The 26286-nt window shown below is 56.8% G+C and carries 25 protein-coding genes; 20 read left to right on the top strand and 5 right to left on the bottom strand.

Features of this window, described 5'->3' with window-relative positions:
• Positions 1-384: an autonomous glycyl radical cofactor GrcA gene (grcA, locus tag ACEPLT_RS16940; protein WP_232928971.1), complete on the top strand. Its 384-nt coding sequence runs from the start codon at positions 1-3 to the stop codon at positions 382-384.
• A 51-nt stretch (positions 385-435) separates the two neighbouring features.
• Here the strand turns inward: grcA and srmB are convergent, their stop codons facing one another.
• The gene (gene srmB / locus ACEPLT_RS16935) at positions 436-1764 is read right to left on the bottom strand and encodes an ATP-dependent RNA helicase SrmB (RefSeq protein ID WP_055321212.1); all 1329 of its coding nucleotides are present in this window, start codon (positions 1762-1764) and stop codon (positions 436-438) included.
• A gap of 132 nt (positions 1765-1896) precedes the next feature.
• Between srmB and trmN the strand changes: the two genes are divergently transcribed.
• Positions 1897-2634, top strand: coding sequence for a tRNA(1)(Val) (adenine(37)-N(6))-methyltransferase TrmN (gene trmN / locus ACEPLT_RS16930; protein WP_123923495.1), 738 nt, complete (start codon positions 1897-1899; stop codon positions 2632-2634).
• On the opposite strand, the gene nadB is transcribed toward trmN, so the two are convergent.
• Positions 2619-4238 carry an L-aspartate oxidase gene (nadB, locus tag ACEPLT_RS16925; RefSeq protein ID WP_025912839.1) on the bottom strand — a complete coding sequence of 540 codons (1620 nt, stop codon included), beginning with the start codon at positions 4236-4238 and terminating at the stop codon, positions 2619-2621. The genes trmN and nadB overlap by 16 nt on opposite strands.
• A gap of 343 nt (positions 4239-4581) precedes the next feature.
• Here nadB and rseD point away from each other — a divergent pair, with 343 nt between their 5' ends.
• From rseD to acpS, 12 genes are all read left to right on the top strand, one after another.
• Entirely contained in the window at positions 4582-4665 is an 84-nt protein-coding gene (gene rseD, locus ACEPLT_RS16920) for a rpoE leader peptide RseD (RefSeq protein WP_223605340.1), read from the top strand.
• Entirely contained in the window at positions 4662-5237 is a 576-nt protein-coding gene (gene rpoE, locus ACEPLT_RS16915) for an RNA polymerase sigma factor RpoE (protein WP_006176728.1), read from the top strand. The genes rseD and rpoE overlap by 4 nt, the downstream gene beginning before the upstream one ends.
• A gap of 31 nt (positions 5238-5268) precedes the next feature.
• Complete coding sequence (gene rseA, locus ACEPLT_RS16910; protein ID WP_008502186.1) at positions 5269-5919, top strand: anti-sigma-E factor RseA; 651 nt, start codon at positions 5269-5271, stop codon at positions 5917-5919.
• Entirely contained in the window at positions 5919-6872 is a 954-nt protein-coding gene (gene rseB, locus ACEPLT_RS16905; RefSeq protein WP_008502185.1) for a sigma-E factor regulatory protein RseB, read from the top strand. Before rseA ends, rseB begins: the two co-directional genes overlap by 1 nt.
• Complete coding sequence (gene rseC / locus ACEPLT_RS16900) at positions 6869-7345, top strand: SoxR-reducing system protein RseC (RefSeq protein WP_008502184.1); 477 nt, start codon at positions 6869-6871, stop codon at positions 7343-7345. The genes rseB and rseC overlap by 4 nt, the downstream gene beginning before the upstream one ends.
• Positions 7346-7529: 184 nt before the next feature.
• Entirely contained in the window at positions 7530-9329 is a 1800-nt protein-coding gene (gene lepA, locus ACEPLT_RS16895; RefSeq protein ID WP_008502183.1) for a translation elongation factor 4, read from the top strand.
• 15 nt (positions 9330-9344) lie between these two features.
• A complete protein-coding gene (lepB, locus tag ACEPLT_RS16890) occupies positions 9345-10319 on the top strand; it encodes a signal peptidase I (RefSeq protein WP_008502182.1) in 975 nt (324 codons plus the stop codon).
• A 222-nt stretch (positions 10320-10541) separates the two neighbouring features.
• Positions 10542-11222 carry a ribonuclease III gene (rnc, locus tag ACEPLT_RS16885; protein ID WP_003860711.1) on the top strand — a complete coding sequence of 227 codons (681 nt, stop codon included), beginning with the start codon at positions 10542-10544 and terminating at the stop codon, positions 11220-11222.
• Entirely contained in the window at positions 11219-12124 is a 906-nt protein-coding gene (era, locus tag ACEPLT_RS16880; protein ID WP_008502181.1) for a GTPase Era, read from the top strand. The genes rnc and era overlap by 4 nt, the downstream gene beginning before the upstream one ends.
• A 17-nt stretch (positions 12125-12141) precedes the next feature.
• A complete protein-coding gene (gene recO / locus ACEPLT_RS16875; RefSeq protein WP_193147949.1) occupies positions 12142-12849 on the top strand; it encodes a DNA repair protein RecO in 708 nt (235 codons plus the stop codon).
• Between the two features lie 33 nt (positions 12850-12882).
• The gene (gene pdxJ / locus ACEPLT_RS16870; RefSeq protein WP_032675348.1) at positions 12883-13614 is read left to right on the top strand and encodes a pyridoxine 5'-phosphate synthase; all 732 of its coding nucleotides are present in this window, start codon (positions 12883-12885) and stop codon (positions 13612-13614) included.
• Entirely contained in the window at positions 13614-13994 is a 381-nt protein-coding gene (gene acpS / locus ACEPLT_RS16865) for a holo-ACP synthase (protein WP_008502178.1), read from the top strand. The genes pdxJ and acpS overlap by 1 nt, the downstream gene beginning before the upstream one ends.
• Here acpS and ACEPLT_RS16860 read toward each other — a convergent pair.
• Both ACEPLT_RS16860 and ACEPLT_RS16855 read right to left on the bottom strand, forming a co-directional pair.
• Positions 13991-14251 (bottom strand): YfhL family 4Fe-4S dicluster ferredoxin, encoded by a 261-nt coding sequence (locus ACEPLT_RS16860; RefSeq protein ID WP_008502177.1) that lies wholly within the window; start codon positions 14249-14251, stop codon positions 13991-13993. The genes acpS and ACEPLT_RS16860 overlap by 4 nt on opposite strands.
• Before the next feature lie 46 nt (positions 14252-14297).
• Positions 14298-15146: a MurR/RpiR family transcriptional regulator gene (locus ACEPLT_RS16855; protein ID WP_008502176.1), complete on the bottom strand. Its 849-nt coding sequence runs from the start codon at positions 15144-15146 to the stop codon at positions 14298-14300.
• A 117-nt stretch (positions 15147-15263) separates the two neighbouring features.
• Between ACEPLT_RS16855 and murQ the strand changes: the two genes are divergently transcribed.
• From murQ to tadA, 4 genes are read left to right on the top strand one after another with little or no spacing between them, the layout of a single operon-like run.
• Positions 15264-16157 (top strand): N-acetylmuramic acid 6-phosphate etherase, encoded by an 894-nt coding sequence (gene murQ, locus ACEPLT_RS16850; RefSeq protein WP_032653058.1) that lies wholly within the window; start codon positions 15264-15266, stop codon positions 16155-16157.
• Between the two features lie 11 nt (positions 16158-16168).
• A complete protein-coding gene (locus tag ACEPLT_RS16845) occupies positions 16169-17530 on the top strand; it encodes a PTS transporter subunit EIIC (RefSeq protein WP_232928982.1) in 1362 nt (453 codons plus the stop codon).
• Between the two features lie 3 nt (positions 17531-17533).
• Positions 17534-18169, top strand: a complete 636-nt coding sequence (yfhb, locus tag ACEPLT_RS16840; protein ID WP_021241877.1) for a phosphatidylglycerophosphatase C — start codon at positions 17534-17536, stop codon at positions 18167-18169.
• A gap of 24 nt (positions 18170-18193) precedes the next feature.
• A complete protein-coding gene (gene tadA / locus ACEPLT_RS16835; RefSeq protein WP_008502172.1) occupies positions 18194-18733 on the top strand; it encodes a tRNA adenosine(34) deaminase TadA in 540 nt (179 codons plus the stop codon).
• Here tadA and mltF read toward each other — a convergent pair.
• Positions 18621-20171 (bottom strand): membrane-bound lytic murein transglycosylase MltF, encoded by a 1551-nt coding sequence (gene mltF, locus ACEPLT_RS16830; protein WP_214573787.1) that lies wholly within the window; start codon positions 20169-20171, stop codon positions 18621-18623. The genes tadA and mltF overlap by 113 nt on opposite strands.
• Before the next feature lie 267 nt (positions 20172-20438).
• Between mltF and purL the strand changes: the two genes are divergently transcribed.
• Both purL and qseE read left to right on the top strand, forming a co-directional pair.
• Positions 20439-24326 carry a phosphoribosylformylglycinamidine synthase gene (purL, locus tag ACEPLT_RS16825; protein WP_135345418.1) on the top strand — a complete coding sequence of 1296 codons (3888 nt, stop codon included), beginning with the start codon at positions 20439-20441 and terminating at the stop codon, positions 24324-24326.
• 531 nt (positions 24327-24857) lie between these two features.
• Positions 24858-26285 (top strand): two component system sensor histidine kinase QseE/GlrK, encoded by a 1428-nt coding sequence (qseE, locus tag ACEPLT_RS16820; protein WP_025912831.1) that lies wholly within the window; start codon positions 24858-24860, stop codon positions 26283-26285.
• Position 26286 lies beyond the last annotated feature (1 nt).

The raw sequence follows: 26286 nt of genomic DNA, 5'->3' as shown, positions 1-26286 counted from the left end.
ATGATTACAGGTATCCAGATTACTAAAGCTGCAAATGACGATCTGCTCAACTCTTTCTGGCTGCTGGACAGCGAGAAAAACGAAGCGCGCTGTGTCGTCGCGAAAGCGGGTTTTGCTGAAGATGAAATCGTGTCGGTGAGCAAACTGGGCGAAATCGAGTACCGTGAAATTCCAATGGAAGTGAAGCCAGAAGTGCGCGTGGAAGGTGGTCAGCACCTTAACGTAAACGTACTGCGCCGCGAAACGCTGATGGACGCGGTTGAGCACCCAGAAAAATACCCGCAGCTGACCATTCGCGTGTCTGGTTATGCGGTACGCTTCAACTCTCTGACCCCAGAACAGCAGCGCGACGTTATCGCGCGTACCTTTACTGAAAGCCTGTAAGGCTTCAGCTACGGGGATGAATAAAAAAGCCGGGGATTTCCCCGGCTTTTTTTACTCTTCCGTTTTTGTCTCTGATGCGGCAGAGCTTGGCTTACGGCGCTTACCAATATTTTTGGTGTCGCGGTGACGCTGCTTCACGCGCGGTTTCTCTTTTTCTTTCTCTTTTCTCTCAGCACGTTTCGCGAGCGCTTTCTTGGACGGTTTACCCGTCATTTTTTCACTCGGCGCACGTGTGGTTGGGCGCAAGCCATCAATAACCCGCGCTTTCAGCGGCTCATCAATATAGCGGCCAATTTTCTGCAGCAGCAGGTAGTCATGCGCTTCGACCAGTGAAATCGCAATACCTTTGCGGCCCGCGCGGCCGGTACGGCCAATACGGTGCAGATAGGTATCGCCGCTGCGCGGCATATCGAAGTTAATGACGTGGCTGACGTCCGGAATGTCGATCCCGCGAGCGGCCACGTCTGTGGCAACCAGCACGTTAACGCGGCCGTCGGTCAGGCGCTTAATGCCTTCGGTACGCTTGATCTGCGCCATCTCGCCTTCGAGATAGCAGTTGTTGATCCCGGCGTTACGCAGCATTTCTGCCAGCTCGTGCACGCGCTCGCGCTTACGCACAAACACGATTGTGCGCAGCGCGTCTTCCTGCTTCAGCAGGTGTTTGAGCAATTCGACCTTGTGCTCAAGGTTGTCCGCGCGGTAGTACCACTGGTGGATCTTCTTACGCTCACGGGTGGACGGCGTGGCTGATACTTCCACCGGATCTTCCAGCAGACGCTCTGCGAAGTCTTTAATCGCTTCCCCTTCAAGGGTGGCAGAGAACAGCATGGTCTGGTTACGCCAGCGCGTTTCACCCGCAATATGCTCAATATCCTGTGCGAAGCCCATGTCCAGCATACGGTCGGCTTCGTCGAGGATCAGCGTTTCAACCGCGCGGCAGTCGAAGTTTTCTTCTTTAATGTACTGCAGCAGGCGGCCTGTCGTCGCAACGACGATGTCCTGGTTTTCGCTGAACACTTCGGCGTGGTTCATATACGCAACGCCGCCGGTGATGGTGGCGATATCCAGATGGGTATTTGCCGCGAGTTCACGCGCGTGATCGGCCACCTGCATGGCCAGTTCGCGCGTCGGCGTCAGGATTAAAATACGCGGCGGGCCAGATTTTTTGCGTGGGAAGTCGAGCAGATGCTGCAACACAGGCAGCAAATAGGCTGCAGTCTTCCCCGTACCGGTTGGCGCAGAACCGAGCACATCGCGGCCCTCAAGCGCAGGCGGAATGGCCGCTGCCTGAATGGCGGTCGGGCGTGTGAAGCCTTTGCTCTCAAGTGCATTGAGCAGGCTTTCATCGAGTTCAAGTTCGGAAAAAGTCGTTACAGTCATGTTCTACCTCTGTGTGGGGCGCTGATTATAGACGTTACGGCTGTAATCTTCATCTGTTTGTATGGATATCGCTTTTCGGCCACTTCGCTTTCCCCTATGCTACTCCAGTTTCACTTAGAAGGTTGCCCCGACATGTCTCAACTCAAAGCGCAACTGCGCCGCGATGGTTTTACGTTTAAACAATTTTTTGTCGCTCACGATCGCTGTGCCATGAAGGTCGGTACAGACGGTATTTTACTGGGAGCGTGGGCGCCTGTCGCAGGGGTTAAGCGTATTCTTGATATCGGCACCGGCAGCGGGCTGGTGGCATTGATGCTGGCGCAGCGCACGGAAGAGCATGTCACCATTGATGCCGTCGAACTGGACGCGCAGGCGGCAGAGCAGGCGAGTGACAATATGGCCGAATCGCCCTGGGCAGCCCGCATAAAAGTGGAATGTGCGGATGTGCTCGCCTGGGCGCCTGAACAAACCGCGCGTTACGACCTGATCGTCAGCAACCCTCCCTACTACGAGCCCGGCGTTGAGTGCGGGACACCCGAGCGCGAACAGGCGCGTTATACCCGTTCCCTCGATCATAAAGCGCTGCTCACCAGCGCGGCCGAGCTTATCTCCGAAGAGGGTTTTTTCTGCGTGGTCCTGCCTGAGAGTACGGGCAACACGTTCATCGGTATCGCGCAGGAGATCGGCTGGACGTTGCGTCTGCGTACCGACATTTCGGATACTGAAGGCCGACTGCCGCACCGCGTGCTGCTGGCGCTCTCGCCGAAAGAGGGGGAATGCTTTAACGATCGAATGGTGATCCGTGGGCCAGACCAGCGTTATTCCGAAGATTACACTGCCCTGACCCAGGCGTTTTATCTGTTTATGTAAACCTGCGGGGCGAGGATCGACGGGCCGGATTCAGCAAGCTGATCCGGGTAGTCCAGGGTATAGTGCAACCCGCGGCTCTCTTTACGCATCATCGCGCAGCGAACGATTAGCTCGGCAACCTGCACCAGGTTGCGCAGCTCCAGCAGATTATTCGATACGCGAAAATTGGCATAATACTCATCAATTTCCTGCTGCAGCATAGTGATGCGGCGCAACGCGCGTTCAAGACGTTTCGTGGTGCGCACAATCCCGACGTAATCCCACATGAACAACCGTAGCTCATGCCAGTTATGCTGGATCACGACCAGTTCGTCCGGATTTTCCACACGGCTTTCATCCCAGGCAGGCAGGCGCTCTGTTTCGCGGGCGTAGGGCATGCGTTTCGTGATGTCTTCTGCGGCAGACCAGCCGTAGACCAGGCACTCCAGCAGCGAGTTAGAGGCCATACGGTTCGCGCCGTGAAGTCCGGTATAGCTGACCTCACCAATAGCATAAAGACCATCCACATCGGTACGCCCATGATCGTCAACCATCACCCCACCGCAGGTGTAGTGGGCGGCTGGCACAATGGGTACCGGATCGCGGGTTAAATCGATGCCAAGGTTGAGCAGTTTTTCGTAAATCATCGGGAAGTGCTGACGAATAAACTCTGCTGGCTTGTGGCTGATATCAAGATACATGCAGTCCACGCCAAGACGCTTCATTTCATGGTCGATGGCGCGGGCAACGATATCGCGCGGGGCCAGTTCGCCACGGGCGTCAAAGTCCGGCATAAAGCGGGTGCCGTCAGGGCGTTTCAGATAGGCGCCTTCGCCGCGCAGGGCTTCCGTCAGCAGGAAGTTGCGCGCCTGAGGATGGAACAGGGCGGTTGGATGAAACTGATTGAACTCAAGGTTCGCCACCCGGCAGCCGGCGCGCCAGGCCATCGCGATACCGTCTCCGGAGGCAATGTCCGGGTTCGTGGTGTACTGATACACTTTAGAGGCGCCGCCCGTAGCCAGCACCACAGCCTTCGCCTGGCAGGTTTCCACCTTCTCTTTATTGCGGTTCCACACCCAGGCGCCCACCACGCGACGCGTGCCCGGCAGGCCAATCTTGTCGGAGATAATCAGATCAACGGCATTGCTTCGTTCAAGCACCCGAATATTAGGATGGCTCAGCGCCTTGCCGACCAGCGTGGTCTCCACTTCTTTTCCGGTGGCATCCGCTGCGTGCAGGATGCGGCGGTGGCTATGGCCGCCTTCGCGCGTCAGGTGATAGCTCTCTTCACCGTTGGGTTGAACCTGCGTATCGAATAAGACGCCCTGGTCGATGAGCCACTGCACGCAATGGCGGGCATTGCTGGCGACAAACTCTGCGGCGTGCGCATCCACGATCCCGGCCCCGGCAATCAGCGTATCGTCGACGTGGGAGGCAATGCTGTCTGTCTCATCAAACACGGCGGCAATCCCGCCCTGGGCATAAAACGTGGAACCCTCGCTTATCGGCCCTTTACTCAGAACGATAACGTTTTGATGCTCGGCCAGGCGTAGCGCCAGAGAGAGACCGGCAGCGCCGCTGCCGATGATCAGTACATCACAATGGAGTTCAGGTGTTGTGTTCATGATTGTTGTTTAATTTACTAAACAGTGTTGGCTCAGAATAGCACCTGAATGCGATTTATCGCACGTTTTTTTTAACGGGTGTTGCAATGGCTAAACGCGTAAGCGGAGGTAAACGGAGGGTAAATGAGTGAAATTATTTTGCGAAGCAGATCGTTAGCGTCAGATTTTGTGATGAAATAAAGACTGGGTTGCGTTACTCTTCTGGCGGGAAAAAGATGTTTCTTGTCAGAAAGTGGTGCGTATCGTGAACAGACTTATAATGAGAGAAAATGAACAGTCTGCGGCGCGATGAACAAAAACAAAGGCGTTACGGAACTTATTGAAGATCAGACACTCTAATTCGGTGCTTGCTCAAAGTGCGGTATTTTTAGAGTGGCGTTTCGATAACGCGTGGAATTTAGGTTTGGGGAGACATTACCTCGGATGAGCGAGCAGTTAACGGACCAGGTCCTGGTTGAACGGGTCCAGAAGGGAGATCAGAAAGCCTTTAACTTACTGGTGGTGCGCTACCAGCATAAGGTGGCGAGCCTGGTTTCCCGCTATGTACCGTCAGGCGATGTGCCTGATGTGGTGCAAGAGTCTTTTATTAAGGCCTATCGCGCGCTGGATTCGTTCCGGGGAGATAGTGCTTTTTATACCTGGCTGTACCGTATTGCGGTCAATACGGCAAAGAATTATCTGGTCGCTCAGGGCCGTCGTCCGCCTTCTAGTGATGTGGACGCAATCGACGCCGAAAACTTCGAAAGTGGCGGCGCATTGAAAGAAATTTCGAACCCTGAGAACTTAATGTTGTCAGAAGAACTGAGACAAATCGTTTTTCGCACGATCGAGTCGCTCCCGGAAGATTTACGCATGGCAATTACGTTACGGGAGCTGGATGGTCTGAGCTATGAAGAGATAGCCGCTATCATGGATTGTCCGGTCGGCACGGTACGTTCACGAATTTTCCGTGCGCGAGAAGCTATTGATAATAAAGTTCAACCGCTTATCAGGCGTTGACGATAGCGGGATACTGGAAAAGGTATTAGGCATGCAGAAAGAAAAACTTTCCGCTTTAATGGATGGTGAAACGGTGGATAGTGAGCTGCTCAACGAGCTGTCTCATTCTCCCGAAATGCAAGAGACCTGGGAGAGTTACCATCTCATCCGTGACACCCTTCGCGGTGACACCGGCGAGGTTCTCCATTTCGATATCTCAGCCCGCGTCATGGCGGCGATTGAGAATGAGCCTGTTCATCAGACCACTCCGCTGATTCCTGAAGCTCAACCCGCACCTCACCAGTGGCAGAAAATGCCATTCTGGCAAAAGGTGCGTCCGTGGGCCAGCCAGCTTACCCAAATGGGTGTGGCTGCATGCGTATCGCTTGCAGTTATCGTTGGCGTCCAGCACTATAATACTCAGTCTGAAACTAATCAGCAGCCAGAAGCGCCAGTGTTTAACACACTGCCGATGATGGGCAAAGCCAGCCCGGTAAGCCTGGGCGTACCGGCTGATGCTTCCGCCAGCGGCGGCCAGCAACAGCAGGTTCAGGAGCAGCGCCGTCGCATTAATGCGATGTTGCAGGATTACGAGTTGCAGCGTCGTCTGCACTCTGAACAGCTTCAGTTTGAGCAGGCGCAGACACAGCAAGCTGCTGTGCAGGTGCCCGGAAACCAAACTTTAGGAACGCAATCGCAGTAATGAAGCAACTTTGGTTCGCCATGTCTCTGATGGCGGGTAGCCTGTTCTTCTCTGCCAACGCCTCGGCTGATGTATCATCCGGGGCGTTGTTGCAGCAAATGAATCTGGCCAGCCAGTCACTCAATTACGAGTTGGCATTTATCAGCATCAATAAGCAGGGCGTCGAGTCGTTACGCTATCGCCATGCCCGTCTTGATAATCAGCCGCTCGCCCAGCTTTTACAGATGGATGGCCCGCGTCGGGAAGTTGTCCAGCGTGGTAACGAAATCAGCTATTTCGAACCCGGCCTGGAGCCTTTCACGCTGAATGGCGACTATATCGTTGATTCCCTGCCGTCACTCATTTACACCGACTTCAAACGGCTTGCCCCTTACTACGATTTTATTTCGGTAGGGCGTACGCGTATTGCGGACAGACTGTGTGAGGTGATCCGCGTTGTCGCCCGGGATGGAACGCGCTACAGCTATATTGTCTGGATTGACGCGGAAACCAAACTCCCCATGCGTGTAGACCTGCTTGACCGTGACGGTGAAACGCTGGAACAGTTCCGCGTTATCTCCTTTAGCGTGAACAACCAGGTTGGCAACAGCATGCAGAATCTGGCTAAGGCCAGCCTGCCGCCGCTGCTTTCCGTTCCGGCAGGCGATTCCGTTAATTTCAACTGGGTACCTGCCTGGATCCCGCAAGGATTTAGCGAAGTGTCCAGCAGCCGTCGCCAGTTGCCAACGATTGAAACGCCGGTGGAATCACGCCTCTATTCCGATGGTTTGTTCAGCTTCTCGGTGAATATCAATCGCGCAACGGCAAACAGCACTGAACAAATTCTGCGTACCGGGCGCCGTACGGTGAGCACAACGGTACGCGATAATGCAGAGATCACCATTGTGGGGGAACTTCCTCCGCAAACGGCGAAGCGCATCTCCGACAGCATTAAATTCAGGGCCGCACAATGATCAAAGAATGGGCGACGGTAGTCTCGTGGCAAAACGGCATTGCGCTGGTGAGCTGCGATGTAAAAGCCTCATGTAATAGCTGCGCTTCCCGAGCCGGTTGCGGCAGCCGCGTGCTGAATAAGCTCGGGCCGCAAACCTCGCACACGATTTCTGTGCCGAGCGAACAGCCGCTGATGGCCGGGCAGAAAGTTGAACTCGGCATCGCGGAAGGCAGCCTGCTCAGTTCCGCCATGCTGGTCTATCTCTCTCCGCTGCTCGGGCTGTTTATCATGGGCGGCGTTTTCCAGATGCTGTTTGGCACCGACGGTGCCGCCATGTGCGGTGCCGCACTAGGTGGTCTGGGGGGATTCTGGCTTGCCAAAGGCCTCTCCCCGACGCTTGCCGCGCGCGAGGAGTGGCAGCCTGTCATTCTCAGCGTTGGGCTGGCGCCAGACCAGCTTCGCGTTGAGACGCTCTCTTCTGAGGCCCGGTGATTCATCGGGCTTTGTCATTTTTACGTCTTAAAACAGAAAACGTCCTTTCTTCACGCTATACCTGGCGCTAAGTCCATTTCCAGGTAGCGGAGATGTAGTGTAGAATGCTGCGTTTTCGCACTGAAAAACGTCAGGCTAAGAACAGCGGCCTCCAGGAATTCGTAAGGCATAATTATTTAACTATATGAAGAACATACGTAACTTTTCGATCATTGCTCACATTGACCACGGTAAGTCGACGCTGTCTGACCGTATTATCCAGATTTGCGGTGGCCTGTCTGATCGTGAAATGGAAGCCCAGGTTCTGGACTCCATGGACCTGGAACGCGAACGCGGTATCACCATCAAAGCGCAGAGCGTCACGCTGGATTACAAGGCGGCTGATGGCGAAACCTATCAGCTGAACTTTATCGACACCCCAGGCCACGTTGACTTCTCCTATGAGGTTTCACGCTCGCTCGCGGCCTGTGAAGGCGCGCTGCTGGTAGTCGATGCCGGGCAGGGCGTAGAAGCCCAGACCCTGGCAAACTGCTACACCGCGATGGAAATGGATCTCGAAGTTGTGCCGGTTCTGAACAAGATTGACCTGCCAGCCGCCGATCCTGAGCGCGTCGCGGAAGAGATTGAAGATATTGTCGGCATTGACGCGACCGATGCCGTGCGCTGCTCTGCGAAAACCGGCGTCGGCGTGACCGACGTTCTGGAACGTCTGGTACGTGATATTCCGGCCCCGGAAGGCGATCCGGATGCCCCGCTGCAGGCGCTGATTATTGACTCCTGGTTTGATAACTATCTGGGCGTTGTCTCCCTTGTGCGTATTAAAAACGGCACCATGCGCAAAGGCGACAAAATCAAGGTTATGAGTACCGGACAGGTCTATAACGCCGACCGTCTGGGTATCTTCACGCCAAAACAGGTTGACCGTACCGAGCTGACATGCGGCGAGGTAGGCTGGCTGGTATGCGCCATCAAAGACATCCTCGGTGCGCCGGTGGGCGATACCCTGACCGGTGCGCGTAACCCGGCAGAAAAAGCGCTGCCAGGCTTTAAAAAGGTGAAACCGCAGGTTTACGCGGGCCTGTTCCCGGTCAGCTCTGACGACTACGAAAACTTCCGTGATGCGCTTGGCAAACTGAGTCTGAACGATGCCTCCCTGTTCTACGAGCCAGAAAGCTCAACGGCGCTGGGCTTCGGCTTCCGCTGCGGCTTCCTCGGCCTGCTGCACATGGAGATCATTCAGGAACGTCTGGAGCGTGAATACGATCTGGACCTCATCACCACCGCGCCGACGGTAGTGTATGAAGTTGAAACCACCTCGAAAGAAGTGATCTACGTCGACAGCCCGTCCAAGCTGCCGCCGCTGAACAATATTCACGAGCTGCGTGAGCCTATTGCCGAATGTCACATGCTGCTGCCGCAGGAATTCCTCGGTAACGTCATTACGCTGTGTATTGAGAAGCGCGGCGTGCAGACCAATATGGTTTACCACGGTAACCAGGTCGCACTGACCTACGAAATCCCGATGGCGGAAGTGGTACTCGACTTCTTCGACCGTCTGAAGTCCACCTCCCGTGGCTATGCGTCACTGGATTACAACTTCAAACGCTTCCAGGCCTCCAACATGGTGCGTGTGGACGTGCTGATCAACGGCGAGCGTGTGGATGCGCTGGCGCTGATCACCCACAACGACAATGCGCCATACCGTGGCCGCGAGCTGGTTGAGAAGATGAAAGATCTGATCCCGCGTCAGCAGTTCGATATCGCGATTCAGGCGGCCATTGGCAACCACATTATCGCGCGTTCTACCGTGAAACAGCTGCGTAAAAACGTTCTGGCGAAGTGCTATGGCGGTGACGTCAGCCGTAAGAAAAAGCTGCTGCAGAAGCAGAAAGAAGGTAAGAAGCGTATGAAGCAGGTCGGTAACGTCGAGCTGCCGCAGGAAGCATTCCTTGCCATCCTTCATGTTGGTAAAGACGGCAAATAACCCTAAGGAGTTGGCATGGCGAACATGTTTGCCCTGATCCTGGTCATTGCTACCCTGGTGACAGGTCTGCTGTGGTGTCTGGATAAGTTTATCTTCGCCCCAAAACGTCGTGAACGTCAGGCTGCCGCACAGGCAGCCACTGGCGATGGTATTGACGCGAAAACCCTGAAGAAAGTCGGTCCGAAACCGGGCTGGCTGGAAACGGGCGCCTCGGTGTTTCCGGTGCTGGCGATTGTGCTGGTGGTACGTTCGTTTATTTACGAACCGTTCCAGATCCCATCAGGTTCAATGATGCCAACGCTGCTGATTGGTGATTTTATTCTGGTAGAGAAGTTTGCCTACGGCATTAAAGATCCGATCTACCAGAAAACGCTGATCGAGACCGGTCATCCGAAACGTGGCGACATCGTGGTGTTCAAATATCCGGAAGATCCGCGCCTGGACTACATCAAGCGCGCGGTAGGTCTGCCGGGTGACAAAGTGACTTACGATCCGGTTGCGAAAGAAGTCACCGTTCAGCCAGGCTGCAGCTCCGGTACTGCATGTGAAAACGCGCTACCAATCACTTACTCGAACGTTGAGCCAAGTGATTTTGTGCAGACCTTTGCCCGTCACAACGGCGGCGAAGCGAGCAGCGGATTCTTCCAGGTACCGAAAGGCGAAACCAAAGATAACGGTATTCGTCTGGTTGAGCGCAAAGAGACGCTGGGTGACGTGACGCACCGGATCCTCACCGTGCCAATCGCGCAGGATCAAGTCGGTATGTACTATCGTCAGCCGGGCCAGCAGCTGGCAAGCTGGATTGTACCGCCAGGCCATTACTTCATGATGGGTGACAACCGCGATAATTCTGCGGACAGCCGTTACTGGGGCTTTGTGCCGGAAGCGAATCTGGTCGGTAAAGCGACCGCAATCTGGATGAGTTTTGAGAAGCAGGAAGGCGAATGGCCGACCGGCGTACGCCTGAATCGTATTGGCGGAATCCATTAATTCTCACTAAATGAACGTGTAGCCGCGAATTAACGCGGCTACACGAATTATTTCACCGATAAATCTCTTCGAACTAACGACATCCCCTGTCGTTGTGTATAGAATATTCCCCCGAAGTTTAAGGTTGGCCCTGCAAGGGTGCCACGGCACACGAAACCGCGTTGGTTTTCTCAGGTCGGTTTCGTGTGCTGCATTTTTGACGCATTCATTTATTGGTATCGCATGAACCCCATCGTAATTAATCGGCTTCAACGGAAGCTGGGCTACACTTTTCATCATCAGGAGTTGTTGCAACAGGCATTAACCCACCGCAGTGCCAGCAGCAAGCATAATGAGCGTCTCGAGTTTTTAGGCGACTCTATTTTAAGTTTCGTGATTGCGAATGCGCTTTATCATCGTTTCCCGCGCGTGGATGAAGGTGATATGAGCCGCATGCGTGCCACGCTGGTTCGGGGTAATACCCTTGCGGAAATCGCGCGCGAATTTGAGCTGGGCGAATGTCTGCGTCTTGGGCCGGGTGAACTGAAAAGCGGCGGCTTCCGTCGTGAATCTATTCTTGCCGATACGGTCGAAGCATTAATTGGTGGTGTGTTCCTGGACAGCGATATCCAGACCGTCGAAAAGCTGATCCTGAACTGGTATCAGACCCGTCTGGACGAAATCAGCCCGGGCGATAAACAAAAAGATCCCAAAACGCGTCTGCAGGAATATTTGCAGGGCCGTCATCTGCCGCTGCCATCTTATCTGGTGGTGCAGGTTCGTGGCGAAGCGCACGATCAGGAATTTACCATCCATTGCCAGGTCAGTGGCCTGAGTGAACCGGTGGTGGGCACAGGTTCAAGCCGTCGTAAGGCTGAACAGGCTGCCGCCGAACAGGCGTTAAAAATGCTGGAGCTGGAATGAGCGAAGAAAAGACCTATTGCGGATTTATTGCCATCGTCGGACGTCCGAACGTCGGCAAATCTACTCTGCTGAATAATCTGCTTGGGCAGAAGATTTCTATCACCTCGCGTAAGGCTCAGACCACGCGTCACCGCATCGTCGGTATCCATACTGAAGGCGCGTATCAGGCGATCTACGTCGATACCCCGGGCCTGCACATGGAAGAGAAGCGTGCCATCAACCGTCTGATGAACAAGGCGGCGAGCAGCTCGATTGGCGACGTGGAGCTGGTGATTTTCGTTGTGGAAGGCACCCGCTGGACGCCGGACGACGAGATGGTGCTGAACAAGCTGCGCGACGGCAAAACGCCGGTCATCCTCGCCGTCAACAAAGTTGACAACGTGCAGGAAAAAGCCGATCTGCTGCCGCATCTGCAGTGGCTCGGTAGCCAGATGAACTTCCTCGACATCGTTCCGCTGTCTGCGGAGACGGGTCTGAACGTGGATACTATCGCGGGCATCGTGCGCAAACATCTGCCGGAAGCGATTCATCACTTCCCGGAAGAGTACATCACCGATCGCTCTCAGCGCTTTATGGCGTCTGAAATCATCCGTGAAAAGCTGATGCGTTTCCTTGGCGCTGAACTGCCGTACTCTGTGACGGTGGAGATCGAGCGTTTCCAGAGCAACGAGCGTGGCGGCTACGACATCAACGGCCTGATCCTCGTTGAGCGTGAAGGGCAGAAGAAGATGGTGATCGGCAATAAAGGCGCCAAGATCAAAACCATCGGCATCGAAGCCCGAAAGGACATGCAGGAGATGTTCGAAGCGCCGGTTCACCTCGAACTGTGGGTGAAAGTAAAATCTGGCTGGGCCGATGATGAGCGTGCTCTGCGCAGCCTCGGTTACGGCGAAGACCAGTAACACAAGACGACGAGCATATGGATGGATGGCAGCGCGCCTTTGTCCTGCATAGTCGTCCCTGGAGCGAAACCAGCCTGATGCTGGACGTCTTCACGGAAGAGTCGGGCCGCGTGCGCCTTGTTGCAAAAGGCGCACGTTCCAAACGTTCTAACCTGAAAGGTACCTTACAGCCTTTCACGCCACTGCTGGTACGTTTTGGTGGGCGAGGGGAAGTTAAAACCCTGCGCAGCGCCGAAGCCGTCTCCCTGGCGCTTCCTCTCTCCGGCATCACGCTCTATAGCGGTCTGTATGTCAACGAACTCATCTCACGCGTTCTTGAACATGAGACCCGCTTCTCTGAACTTTTCTTTGATTATCTGCACTGTATCCAGGCGCTGGCTGGCGCAACCGGTACGCCCGAGCCTGCGCTGCGGCGTTTTGAGCTGGCGCTGTTGGGCCATCTTGGGTACGGGGTTGATTTTCTGCACTGTGCGGGCAGCGGTGACGAAGTGGAAGACACCATGACCTACCGCTACCGTGAAGAAAAAGGCTTCATTGCCAGCGTCGTGATCGACAACAGCACCTTTACCGGGCGTCAGCTCCGGGCGCTTTATGAGCGCGAGTTTCCCGATCAGGATACCCTGCGCGCAGCAAAACGCTTTACCCGGATTGCCCTCAAGCCGTATCTTGGCGGCAAGCCCTTAAAGAGCCGCGAATTATTCAGGCAGTTTGTGCCGAAACGTTAGACCACAGAATCGAAAAGAAAACCGAGGATTGTCATGGCTGAATTACTGTTAGGCGTCAACATCGATCATATCGCCACGCTGCGTAATGCGCGCGGCACGGCGTATCCCGATCCGGTTCAGGCGGCGTTTATCGCTGAACAGGCTGGCGCCGACGGCATTACCGTTCACCTGCGTGAAGACCGTCGCCACATCACTGACCGCGACGTTCGCATTCTGCGTCAGACGCTGGACACCCGTATGAATCTGGAGATGGCAGTCACCGAAGAGATGCTGGCGATTGCCTGTGAGACCCAGCCGCACTTCTGCTGCCTGGTGCCGGAAAAACGCCAGGAAGTCACGACCGAAGGCGGTCTGGACGTGGCCGGCCAGCTTGACAAAATGCGCGATGCCTGCAAGCGCCTGGCTGATGCCGGTATCCTGGTTTCGCTGTTTATTGACGCCGATTTCACCCAGATTAAAGCGGCAGCCGACGTGGGCGCGCCGTATATCGAAATTCACACCGGCTGCTATGCCGATGCCAAAAACGATGTCGAGCAGGAGAAAGAGCTGGAGCGTATTGCTAAGGCGGCCACCTACGCGGCGAGCCTGGGTCTGAAGGTCAATGCCGGTCACGGCCTGACCTACCATAACGTGAAGGCCATTGCCGCCATCCCGGAAATGCACGAGCTGAACATCGGTCACGCGATCGTTGGCCGCGCGGTGATGAGCGGCCTGAAAGAGGCGGTCGCAGAAATGAAACGTCTGATGCTGGAAGCGCGTCAGTAATGGCCATTCTGGGCTTAGGCACCGATATCGTGGAAATAGCCCGCATTGAAGCGGTGATCGCCCGCAGCGGCGATCGCCTCGCAAGGCGCGTGCTGAGCGATAACGAATGGGCCATCTGGGAAGCGCATCAGCAGCCGGTGCGTTTTCTGGCGAAGCGTTTTGCGGTAAAAGAGGCGGCCGCCAAAGCCTTCGGGACCGGCATTCGTAACGGTCTGGCGTTCAACCAGTTTGAAGTGTTTAACGATGAGCTGGGTAAGCCAAGCCTGCGTTTATGGGGCGAGGCGCAAAAGCTGGCAGAGAAGCTCGGCGTGAATCACGTCCACGTGACGATCGCGGATGAGCGCCACTATGCCAGCGCTACGGTGATCATCGAAAGTTAAAGTTTGTCCGCGTGGTGCATCAGGACAAACTTATCCCACAGCTGCTCTTCGCTCTCGACGTGTGCCGGATCCTTCAGGATGGTATTGGGGATCGGGCACACTTTCTGACAGGTCGGCGTCTCATAGTGGCCGATGCATTCGGTGCAGCGGTCGCTGTTAATCTCATAAATGCTGTCGCCCATCGAAATGGCCTGGTTCGGGCATTCGGGCTCGCACATATCGCAATTAATGCATTTTTTGGTAATTAACAGCGCCATCAGGAAATTCTCAGAAACAACACAAACTGGGCGGGCATTATACGCGTCAAACCAGTTTCTTTACCAGTTCTTCGCTGTGGCGAATGCGCTCGGGCGCACGCTCCAGATCCTGCTGCACCAGTGCCATAAACAGCAGGTCCGTCAGCATCATTTGTGCGCTGGTGGACGAGATAGCCGCGCTGCGCGTGGCCTGTTCCTCGGCAATGGTATATAAACAGCGCGTGGCCCGCTGCTGCAGGGCATTTGGGGTAAAACCGGTGATCGCCAGAATTTTACCGCCGACGCGCAGGACTTCGTCGGTGGCCATGTTGATCTCGCGGCGCTCGCCGGAATAGGAGATCGCCAGCAGCAGATCGTCAGGATCCATCGCCTGTACGGTCGCCAGCAGGGCGTGCATATCCTGCTCGACGATGGCGTTAAGGCCAATTTTTGTCAGCTTCCAGCCAAAGTTACGCGCCACAAGTCCGGACGCGCCGATGCCGGTCAGAACGATCCGCCGCGCGCCGCGCAGCATCGCCACGCTCTCCAGCAGCTTCTCTTCCGTATTCACATCGAGCGTCGCATGCATGGCCGCCACGTTCTCTTTGATCAGCTTTTCGCCGACCAGCCGCATCGGATCGTCTCCGCGGATCTGATTATGCACCGGCATGGACTGCGGGTTAGGGTTACTGACCAGCGCTTCACTGATCGCCAGCTTGAGGGCGGGGAATCCCTTAAAGCCAATCTTCTGCGCAAATTTCACCACGCTGGACTGGCTCACCCCGGCTTCACTCGCCAGCTGCTGCGAGCTGAGATGGCGCGCGCGATCGGGTTGAGAAAGCAGAAAATCCGCCAGCTTCTTGTCGCTTTGGGCAAAGCCTGCGTAGCGCTGGCGAATGCGAATTAAACAGTTCATACGGTCTCCTGGCGAAAATGTGATTATCTGCGCAAATACGGATTTTGCTCGCCTGAATGAATTTTATATTCCATTATAGTGTGATTATTATGAATTAAAAATTCTTGAGGTACAAAAATGAATCTTGGCTCACTTGTTTCTGAAACACGTAACCCGCAAACCATGGATCTGGATGCGCTCTCCACCCTGGAGCTGGTTAACCGCTTTAATCAACAGGATACGCTGGTCGCGCAGGCTGTGAAAGAGACATTACCCGAGGTGGCGAAAGCGGTCGATGCGGCTGCAGAAGCCCTCAAGACCGGTGGACGCATTATTTACATGGGGGCGGGGACCAGCGGGCGTTTAGGGGTCCTGGACGCGTCAGAATGTCCGCCAACCTTTGGGGTCCCGCATGGTCTGGTAGTTGGGCTGATCGCTGGTGGCCCCGGTGCGCTGTTGAAAGCCGTTGAAGGGGCGGAAGACAACAAACAGCTGGGCGAGGATGACCTGAAGGATCTTAATCTAACGGCGAAGGATCTGGTGGTCGGGCTGGCGGCATCCGGGCGCACGCCGTACGTGATTGGCGGGCTGGAATACGCCAACCAGACCGGCTGTACGACGGTCGCCATCTCCTGCAACCCTGGCTCACCGATTGCGCAGGTGGCCACAATTGCTATCTCGCCAGTTGTCGGGCCGGAAGCGCTCACCGGCTCCACGCGCCTGAAATCCGGGACCGCGCAAAAGCTGGTGCTCAATATGATCTCCACCGGCGCGATGGTGAAGTTCGGCAAGGTGTATCAGAACCTGATGGTGGATATGCAGGCCACCAACGTCAAGCTGGTGGACAGAGCCTGCCGCATGGTGATGGAGGCGACGGGCGCAGGCCGCGAAGAGGCGGAAGCGGTACTCAAACAGACCGATCACGATGTTAAACCGGCCATTTTGATGATCTTAAGCGGGCTGGATGCGGCGGCCGCAAGAGCCAAACTCGATGCGCATAACGGTTTCTTACGGGCGGCATTAGAACACTAACAGAGGCGTGTATGGACAAAACAGCAGCGCTCGCCAGCGGTATCCTGCGGGGGATTGGTGGGGAACAAAATATTCAGCGTCTCGAAAACTGCATGACGCGCGTGCGCGTCGAGGTGCATGACGACGACCAGCTTGACGTGCCGCGTCTGAAGCAGCTTTCCGGCGTCAGCGGCTACGTGAAACAGGGGCAGCAGCACCAGCTGATCGTCGGCCCAGGGAAAGCGGCGCAGGTTGTCGATGCCATGCGCGCGCTGATGGGCGTGAGTGCGAGCGTATCGATTGACGATGCTGAGCGCACCAAAGCCCAGGCGAAGGCGAAATACAAAGCCCCCATGAGCGACGCGCTGCGACAGCTGGCAAACGTCTTTATTCCGCTGATCCCGGCGTTTATTGCCTCAGGCCTGATCACCGGGATCATCAATATCCTCAAGCGGCCGGATATTGTGGGGGATTTCGCCACGCAGTATCCGAACCTGCTGGGGATTCTCGGGATCTTCGGCAGCGCGGTGTTCGCCATCATGAACATTCTGGTCGGGGTGAATACCGCGAAGGTGTTTGGCGGATCGCTGGCGATGGGCGGGGTGATGGCGGGCATCTTGTCCAGCCCGCAGCTGGCGCAGATTACGCTGTTTGGTGAGGCGCTTCAGCCGGGCCGCGGCGGGGTGATCGCGGTGCTGCTGGTGGTCATCCTGATGTGCTGGATCGAGAAACGGCTGCGCGCGGTTCTGCCCGGCTCGATTGAGCTTATCCTCAACCCGCTGCTGACCACGCTGATTACCGGTAGCGTAGCGATTGTGGCCCTCCAGCCGTTAGGCGGGTGGATCTCTGAGGCCATCGCCCACGGTGCTTCGCTGGCGATTGACCGCGGCGGCCTGTTAGTGGGCGCGGTGCTGTCGGGTACTTTCCTGCCGCTGGTGCTGACCGGCCTGCATCAGGGGCTGGTACCGATCCACGTCGAGCTGGTGCAGGCGCATGGCTATAACGCGCTGCTGCCTATCCTGTCGATGGCGGGTGTAGGGCAGGTCGGCGCGGCAATTGCGGTACTGATGAAAACCCGCAACGCGCGTCTGAAAAAAATGATTAAAGGCGCACTCCCGGTCGGACTGCTCGGCATTGGCGAGCCGCTGATTTTCGGCGTTACGCTGCCGCTGGGTAAACCCTTCCTCGCGGCCTGTCTGGGCGGCGCGGTAGGCGGGGCGCTGATCAGCTACTGGAAAGTTGCCACCGTCATCACCTTTGGTCTCTCGGGGTTACCGCTGGCATTAACCATCGTGACCGGAAAAGTGGTGCTCTATCTGTTAGGCTATTTAGTAGCGGTGATCGCCGGGTTCCTGTTTACCTGGCTGTTAGGTTTCAACGACCCAGAGGAGTAAGGTTTGGCAAATCACGGGCGTCGCGTTGTCTTTTTCGACCTGGATGGCACGCTGCATCAGCAGGATATGTTTGGTACGTTTATGCGTTACCTGCTGCGGCGTCAGCCTCTGAATGCGCTGCTCGTGCTACCGCTCTTACCTGTTATTGGGATCGCGCTGCTGGTGAAGGGCCGTGCGGCGCGATGGCCAATGAGCCTGCTGCTGTGGGGATGTACGTTTGGGCACAGCGAAGCGCGCCTCAAACAGCTCGAGCAGGATTTTGCGCAGTGGTTCCGCGGCCACGTTGCCGCATTCCCGGTGGTGCAGGCGCGCCTGACCGGCTATCTCGACGCGAACGATGCCGACATCTGGCTGATTACCGGCTCCCCGCAGACGCTGGTGGAGCAGGTCTACTTTGATACCCCCTGGCTACCGCGCGTGAATCTTATCGCCACGCAAATTGCCCGCGGCTACGGCGGTTGGGTGCTGACGATGCGCTGCCTGGGGCATGAAAAAGTGGTCCAGCTGGAAAAACGTATCGGCACGCCACTGCGCCTGTACAGCGGCTACAGCGACAGCAAGCAGGACAACCCGCTGCTCTATTTTTGCCAGCACCGCTGGCGCGTCACGCCATCAGGTGAACTTCAGCAACTCGAATAGTCTTATCCATAAGGGGTGTGTATAATGCCGCCCGCTTTTCGACTGGAGTATCAACCGTTGTCCAACCCTGAATTCTCACATGAATACTGGATGCGCCACGCGCTAACGCTCGCTCAGCGTGCCTGGGACGAGGGCGAAGTGCCCGTGGGCGCCGTGCTGGTCCATAATAACCAGGTGATTGGTGAAGGGTGGAACCGTCCCATTGGCCGCCACGATCCGACGGCGCACGCCGAAATCATGGCGCTTCGTCAGGGCGGTCTGGTGCTGCAAAACTATCGCCTGCTTGATACCACGCTGTATGTGACGCTGGAGCCGTGCGTGATGTGCTCCGGGGCGATGGTGCACAGCCGGATCGGGACTCTGGTCTTCGGTGCGCGGGATGAAAAAACCGGCGCGGCCGGTTCGCTGATGGACGTGCTGGGTCACCCGGGGATGAACCACCAGGTAAAGACTATCGGCGGGGTGCTTGCACCAGAGTGTTCGGGGCTATTAAGCGATTTCTTTCGAATGCGCCGTCAGCAGAAAAAGCAGCAAAAGGCAGAATTGAAGCCGACGGACGGTTAAGCTCGTCCGGCGCCACGACAGGGTAGCTTTGGGCCAGCCGTTTGGCCTCTGTCGCCTCTTTCTCTTTCTCCAGCAGATACCCGACCAGGCTAATCTGATATTTACGGATATTTTCCACGTAGGCGTAGGCTTCATGCCCGCGCGCGTAGCCGTACGTCAGCTTGTTATACCATGGCTTCTGGCTCAGCAGCGGCAGGCGCTGTTTTACGTCTGACCAGCTGTCCGGGTTGCCTTTCGTTTTGGCCGTCAGCGCTCGCGCATCCAGCATATGCGCATAGCCCATATTGTAGGCCGCCAGCGCGAACCAGATCCGCTCCTCTTCCGGCACCGTTTCCGGGACTTTGGCCATCATATCCTGCAGGTAGCGCGCGCCGCCGCTGATGCTCTGTTCCGCATCGGTACGGTCATTGACGCCGAGGCTCAGCGCGGTATTTTTAGTTAACATCATCAAACCACGTACGCCAGTCGGAGACGTGGCCTGGGTATCCCAGTGGGATTCCTGATACGAAATAGCCGCCAGCAGTTTCCAGTCAATTTCCTGGGCGTATTTTTCGAACAGCGGCTGCAGGTCCGGCAGGACGCTGTCTACCGCACGCAGGAAGCTGCGGGTGTCAACGTAGTCAAAGTCATCACCATGCCCGAGGTACTTCTCCTCCAGGCGCGCCAGCGTACCGTCTTCATTCATGGTGTTGAAGAAATCGAGCATCGCGGCAGAGAGGGTCTGATCGTCATCGAGCTGAGTAAACCAGGTCACAGGCTGCTCGTCGGTGACGTCCAGCGCCACGGCGATTTCAGGATGCACGCGCTGGAACAGGCTGATCGCGACCGAATCGGCGATGGTGTAGGGGATTTTCTGATCTTTTACCTGCTCCAGCAGCTCCGTCGTGCCGAGTTTCGCATCCACCGTCCAGCTCAGGTCCGGATATTTCTTCTCCTTGAGCTCGCGCAGATCGTCAATTACCACGTGACCGGGGGCAATCGTCAGCTGCCGATCGTTAATCGACGCCAGCGAGCGCGGGCGCAGGCTCCCGACGCGGTAAACCAGCTGCTGCGAAACGGAGTAGTAGGTCGGGCCTGGCTGATAGTTTTTGCTGCGCTCGCTGTTATACACCAGCCCGGCGGCCAGCATATCGGCATCGTCGTTATCGAGGTCGTCAAACAGCTGGTTGATATTCTGGCGGACGGTGATTTTCAGCTTTACGCCAAGGTAATCGGCGAACTGCTGTGCCAGTTCATAATCCAGTCCAATGATTTTGCCGTTGATGTCGCTGTAAATCAGCGGAGAGTTGAGGGTACTGACGCGCAATTCCCCCCGCTCCTGAATGGCGGCGATACGGTTTTCGGCTTTGCCGATCCAGGGGATGGAAGGCCAGAGGGCCACTGCCAACAGCAACGTTACAATGCCGATGAGCAGATAATTAATCTTTAATTTTTTCAATTAGTTAATTCTCTGCGACGCCGGTTGCCTCAGTCTGCTGTAGCCATGTTAACAATAAGGTTTGCCATTGAATGAGCGGCATTTTGCGTAAACTTGCGCCACTTGGCAACCAATTAGAGAGACAGGTCACATCTATTGTTAAATCTCTTTGCCAATTTTATTTCGACGCAAACGGTTTCGTCGGCGCTCAGGATTCTCTATAATGACGCCCGTTTTCCCCCCTTGCGCACACTGAAAGCGCCCCGGCGCTTCGAAGACGAGAGACTTATGATGGAAATTCTGCGTGGTTCGCCTGCACTGTCTGCCTTCCGTATTACCAAACTGCTGGCACGTTTTCAGGCGGCCGACCTTCCGGTAAGCAATATTTACGCTGAGTATGTCCATTTTGCTGACCTGAATGCCCCCCTGAATGCAGAGGAGCGCGTACAGCTGGAACGCCTGCTCAAGTATGGCCCAAGCCTCAGCAGCCATACGCCAACCGGCAAACTGATCCTTGCGACGCCGCGTCCGGGCACCATCTCCCCCTGGTCTTCCAAAGCCACCGACATCGCCCACAACTGTGGCCTGAGCCAGATTAACCGTCTGGAGCGCGGCGTGGCGTACTACGTGGAAGCCTCTACCCTGAGCGACGCGCAGTGGCAGGCGGTTGCGGCTGAACTGCACGACCGCATGATGGAGAGCGTATTTGCCTCTCTTGATGACGCGCAGAAGCTTTTCTCCCACCATCAGCCTGCGCCGGTACAGAGCGTGGACCTGCTGGGACAGGGCCGTCAGGCGCTGATTGACGCCAACCTGCGTCTCGGCCTGGCGCTGGCAGAAGACGAAATCGACTACCTGCAGGATGCGTTCGTTAAGCTCAACCGTAACCCGAACGACATTGAACTCTACATGTTCGCGCAGGCGAACTCGGAGCACTGCCGCCACAAGATTTTCAATGCCGACTGGATTATTGACGGCGAACAGCAGCCAAAGTCGCTGTTCAAAATGATCAAAAACACCATGGAGCAAACGCCTGACCACGTGCTGTCTGCCTATAAAGACAACGCCGCGGTGATGGAAGGTTCTGAGGTGGGCCGCTTCTTCGCCGATCGCGAAGCAGGGCGCTATGACTTCCATCAGGAGCCCGCGCATATACTGATGAAAGTGGAAACCCACAACCACCCGACGGCGATCTCCCCGTGGCCGGGTGCGGCGACCGGCTCCGGCGGTGAAATCCGTGACGAAGGGGCGACCGGTCGTGGTGCAAAACCAAAAGCGGGTCTGGTCGGTTTCTCCGTCTCCAACCTGCGTATCCCGGGCTTTGAACAGCCGTGGGAAGAAGATTTCGGCAAGCCAGAGCGCATTGTGACCGCGCTGGATATCATGACCGAAGGCCCGCTGGGCGGCGCGGCGTTTAACAACGAATTTGGTCGTCCGGCGCTGAACGGTTACTTCCGTACCTATGAAGAGAAAGTGGACAGCCACAACGGCGAAGAGCTGCGCGGCTACCACAAACCGATCATGCTGGCGGGCGGGATCGGCAACATCCGTGCCGATCACGTGCAGAAAGGCGAGATCGTCGTCGGCGCGAAGCTGATCGTGCTCGGCGGCCCGGCGATGAATATCGGTCTGGGCGGCGGCGCGGCCTCTTCGATGGCCTCCGGCCAGTCTGATGCGGATCTCGACTTCGCGTCCGTGCAGCGTGACAACCCGGAGATGGAGCGTCGCTGCCAGGAAGTGATCGACCGCTGCTGGCAGCTGGGCGATGCTAACCCGATCCTCTTTATCCACGACGTGGGCGCGGGCGGTCTGTCCAACGCCATGCCGGAACTGGTGAGCGACGGCGGCCGCGGTGGCCGTTTCAACCTGCGCGACATCCTGAGCGATGAGCCTGGCATGAGCCCGCTGGAGATCTGGTGTAACGAATCCCAGGAGCGCTACGTGCTGGCTGTTGCGGCGGATCAGCTGCCGCTGTTTGACGAGCTGTGCCGCCGCGAGCGCGCGCCGTATGCCGTCATCGGTGAAGCGACCGAAGAGCAGCACCTGACTCTGAGCGACACCCATTTCGACAACCAGCCGATCGATCTGCCGCTCGACGTCCTGCTCGGTAAAACGCCGAAGATGACCCGCGACGTGCAGACCCGTAAAGCGGCGGGCAAAGCGCTGGATCGCCAGGGCATTACCGTGGCTGAAGCCGTCAATCGCGTGCTGCACCTGCCAGCTGTGGCGGAGAAAACCTTCCTGGTGACCATCGGCGACCGTACCGTGACCGGTATGGTATCCCGTGACCAGATGGTCGGCCCGTGGCAGATCCCGGTGGCGAACTGCGCCGTGACCACCGCGAGCCTCGACAGCTACTACGGCGAAGCGATGGCGCTGGGTGAACGCACCCCGGTCGCGCTGCTGGACTTCGCGGCCTCTGCCCGTCTGGCCGTCGGTGAAGCGCTGACCAACATCGCCGCGACGCAGATTGGCGATATCAAACGTATTAAGCTTTCCGCCAACTGGATGGCCGCTGCCGGCCACCCTGGCGAAGACGCGGGCCTGTATGAAGCCGTGAAAGCGGTGGGCGAGGAGCTGTGTCCTGCCCTCGGCCTGACCATTCCGGTGGGCAAAGACTCCATGTCGATGAAAACCCGCTGGCAGGAAGGCAGCGAGCAGCGCGAGATGACCTCTCCGCTGTCGCTGGTCATCACCGCGTTTGCCCGCGTGGAAGACGTGCGTCACACCGTTACGCCGCAGCTGGCGACCGAAGACAACGCCCTGCTGCTGATTGACCTGGGTAAAGGCCACAACGCGCTGGGCGCTACCGCGCTGGCGCAGGTTTACCGTCAGCTCGGCGATAAGCCAGCCGACGTGCGCGACGTGGCGCAGCTGAAAGGCTTCTACGACGCGATTCAGGCGCTGGTGGCGCAGCGTAAGCTGCTGGCCTACCACGACCGTTCCGACGGCGGCCTGCTGGTGACCCTGGCAGAGATGGCCTTCACCGGCCACTGTGGCGTGGAAGCGAACATCGCGACGCTTGGCGAAGACCGTCTGGCGGCGCTGTTCAACGAAGAGCTGGGCGCCGTGATTCAGGTGCGTGCGGCGGATCGCGATGCGGTTGAAGCGATTCTGGCGCAGCATGGCCTGGCTGACTGCGTGCACTATCTGGGTAAAGCCGTTCAGGGCGACCGCTTCGTCATTGAAGCTGACGGTCACGCCGTGTTCAGCGAAAGCCGCACCACGCTGCGCATGTGGTGGGCGGAAACCACCTGGCAGATGCAGCGCCTGCGTGATAACCCGGAATGTGCCGATCAGGAGCACAACGCGAAGGCCAATGATCAGGATCCAGGCCTGAACGTGAAGCTCTCCTTCGACATCAACGAAGACATCGCCGCGCCGTACATTGCGACCGGCGCGCGTCCGAAAGTGGCCGTGCTGCGCGAGCAGGGCGTTAACTCCCACGTTGAGATGGCGGCTGCCTTCCACCGCGCGGGCTTTGACGCTATCGACGTCCACATGAGCGATCTGCTGGCCGGACGTACCGGTCTGGAAGATTTCCAGGCGCTGGTGGCGTGCGGCGGCTTCTCCTACGGCGACGTGCTGGGCGCGGGCGAAGGCTGGGCGAAGTCCATTCTGTTCAACAGCCGCGTGCGCGACGAGTTCGAAACCTTCTTCCACCGTCCGCAGACGCTGGCGCTGGGCGTGTGTAACGGCTGCCAGATGATGTCTAACCTGCGCGAGCTGATCCCGGGCAGCGAAGCCTGGCCGCGCTTTGTGCGTAACCAGTCTGACCGCTTCGAAGCACGCTTCAGCCTGGTGGAAGTGACCCAGAGCCCGTCTCTGCTGCTGCAGGGTATGGTCGGTTCACAGATGCCAATCGCCGTTTCCCACGGTGAAGGTCAGGTAGAGGTGCGTGATGCTGCGCATCTGGCTCAGCTGGAGAGCAAAGGTCTGGTAGCGCTGCGCTTTGTCGATAACTTCGGCAAGGTAACAGAAACCTATCCGGCTAACCCGAACGGTTCCGTCAACGGTATTACGGCGGTGACCAGCGAAAGCGGTCGTGCCACCATCATGATGCCGCATCCGGAACGCGTGTTCCGCACCGTGAGCAACTCCTGGCACCCGGAAAACTGGGGCGAGGACAGCCCGTGGATGCGCATCTTCCGCAACGCCCGTAAGCAGCTGGGTTAAGTTTCAGCATCCTGACTGTAGGCCCGGTAGGCGCGAGCGCCACCGGGCTTTTTTGTCTCTGTCGCAAAATCGCGACAACCCTTTGGTTTGAGTGTCTCCAAAAGGAGACATTTAACCTATTGATTTATATGTGACAGGAAAGGTTCCCGTTAAGGTGTTGCTGAACAGCGACACTTAGCTGGAAATCATTCAACCGATAATGAACCGGTTAAACGAGTAAAAATCATATATTTCAATGTGTTAATATTTTGTTTTGCATTTTGGCATGGGTGTTGCATAATATTAACCAGTGGCTCATTCACCTTCTTATGTCAGCCCCTTCGGGACGCGCTACATAAACTTCGAATGACGCACAAAAAGGTGCCTGCCGTCCAACTACTGATCATAGCGATGCTTTATCAGGCCAGGGCGAAACGTCGAGTTAGGCACCGCCTCATTCCATGACAAAGCCGGGTTTTTACCCGGCTTTGTTGTATCTGAAGGGCAGACTCAGTTACGCTCTGCGTATATCCCCATTAAGAGAGTAATGCGTTGAAACGCTGGCCCGTTTTTCCCCGTTCCCTGCGACAGCTCGTGATGATGGCCTTCCTGCTGATCCTGCTGCCGTTGCTGATCCTTGCCTGGCAGGCCTGGCAAAGCCTGAACGCGTTGAGTGCCCAGGCGGCACTGACGAACCGCACGACGCTTATTGACGCCAGACGCAGTGAAGCCATGACCAACGCCGCGCTTGAGATGGAGCGTAGCTATCGTCAGTACTGCGTGCTTGACGATCGTACGCTGGAGAAGGTGTACCAGAGTCAGCGCAAGCGCTACAGCGAAATGCTGGACGCCCACGCCGGCGTATTGCCTGACGACAAGCTGTATCAGGCGTTACGTCAGGATCTGAACGATCTTGCGCAGCTGCAGTGCCACAACAGTGGACCCGATGCCGCCGCCGCCGCGCGCCTGGAAGCCTTCGCCAACGCCAATACCGAGATGGTGCAGTCAACCCGCACGGTAATTTTCTCTCGCGGCCAGCAGCTTCAGCAGGAGATTGCCGAGCGCGGCCAGTTCTTCGGCTGGCAGGCGCTGGTGCTGTTCCTCGTGAGCCTCGGGCTGGTGCTGCTCTTTACCCGCATGATCATCGGCCCGGTGAAGGGTATCCAGCGGATGATCAACCGCCTGGGGGAGGGGAAATCGCTCGGGGATACGGTCGCTTTTAAAGGTCCCCGCGAATTGCGTTCCGTCGGTCAGCGTATTATCTGGCTGTCCGAGCGCCTGGCGTGGCTTGAATCACAGCGTCATCAGTTCCTGCGCCATATCTCCCATGAGCTTAAAACGCCGCTGGCCAGCATGCGCGAAGGGACGGAGCTGCTGGCGGACGAAGTGGCTGGGCCGCTTACGCCTGAACAGCAAGAAATTGTCGAGATCCTGGATAACAGCAGCCGCAATCTGCAGAAGCTGATTGAGCAGCTGCTGGATTACAACCGCAAGCTGGCTGACGGGGCGGTCGTGCTGGAAAACGTCGACATTGAACCGCTGGTGGATATGGTGATCTCCGCCCATAGCCTGCCAGCAAGAGCTAAAATGATGCATACCGGTGTAGAGCTGAATGCGCCGACCTGTCTTGCTGAACCCATGCTGCTAATGAGCGTGCTGGATAATCTTTATTCCAATGCGGTGCACTATGGTACTGAATCCGGTAACATTTATATCCGAAGCTATACGAAGGGTTCCCGGGTGTTTATAGACGTCGCTAACACCGGCACCCCGATCCCCGATGACGAAAAAACCATGATCTTCGAGCCCTTTTTCCAGGGGAGTCATCAGCGGAAAGGTGCGGTGAAAGGCAGTGGTCTGGGCTTAAGCATCGCCCGGGACTGCATACGACGCATGCAGGGTGAGCTTAACATCGCCACGGACGAACGCTCGGATGTTTGCTTCCGTATTGAACTGCCCCTGAGCCGGAAAAATCAATAAA

It is taken from the genome of Enterobacter sp. fkY84-1 (genome assembly GCF_052974705.1).
Note: the sequence above shows the minus strand (reverse complement) of the source record. Positions and strands in the feature narration are given on the sequence as shown.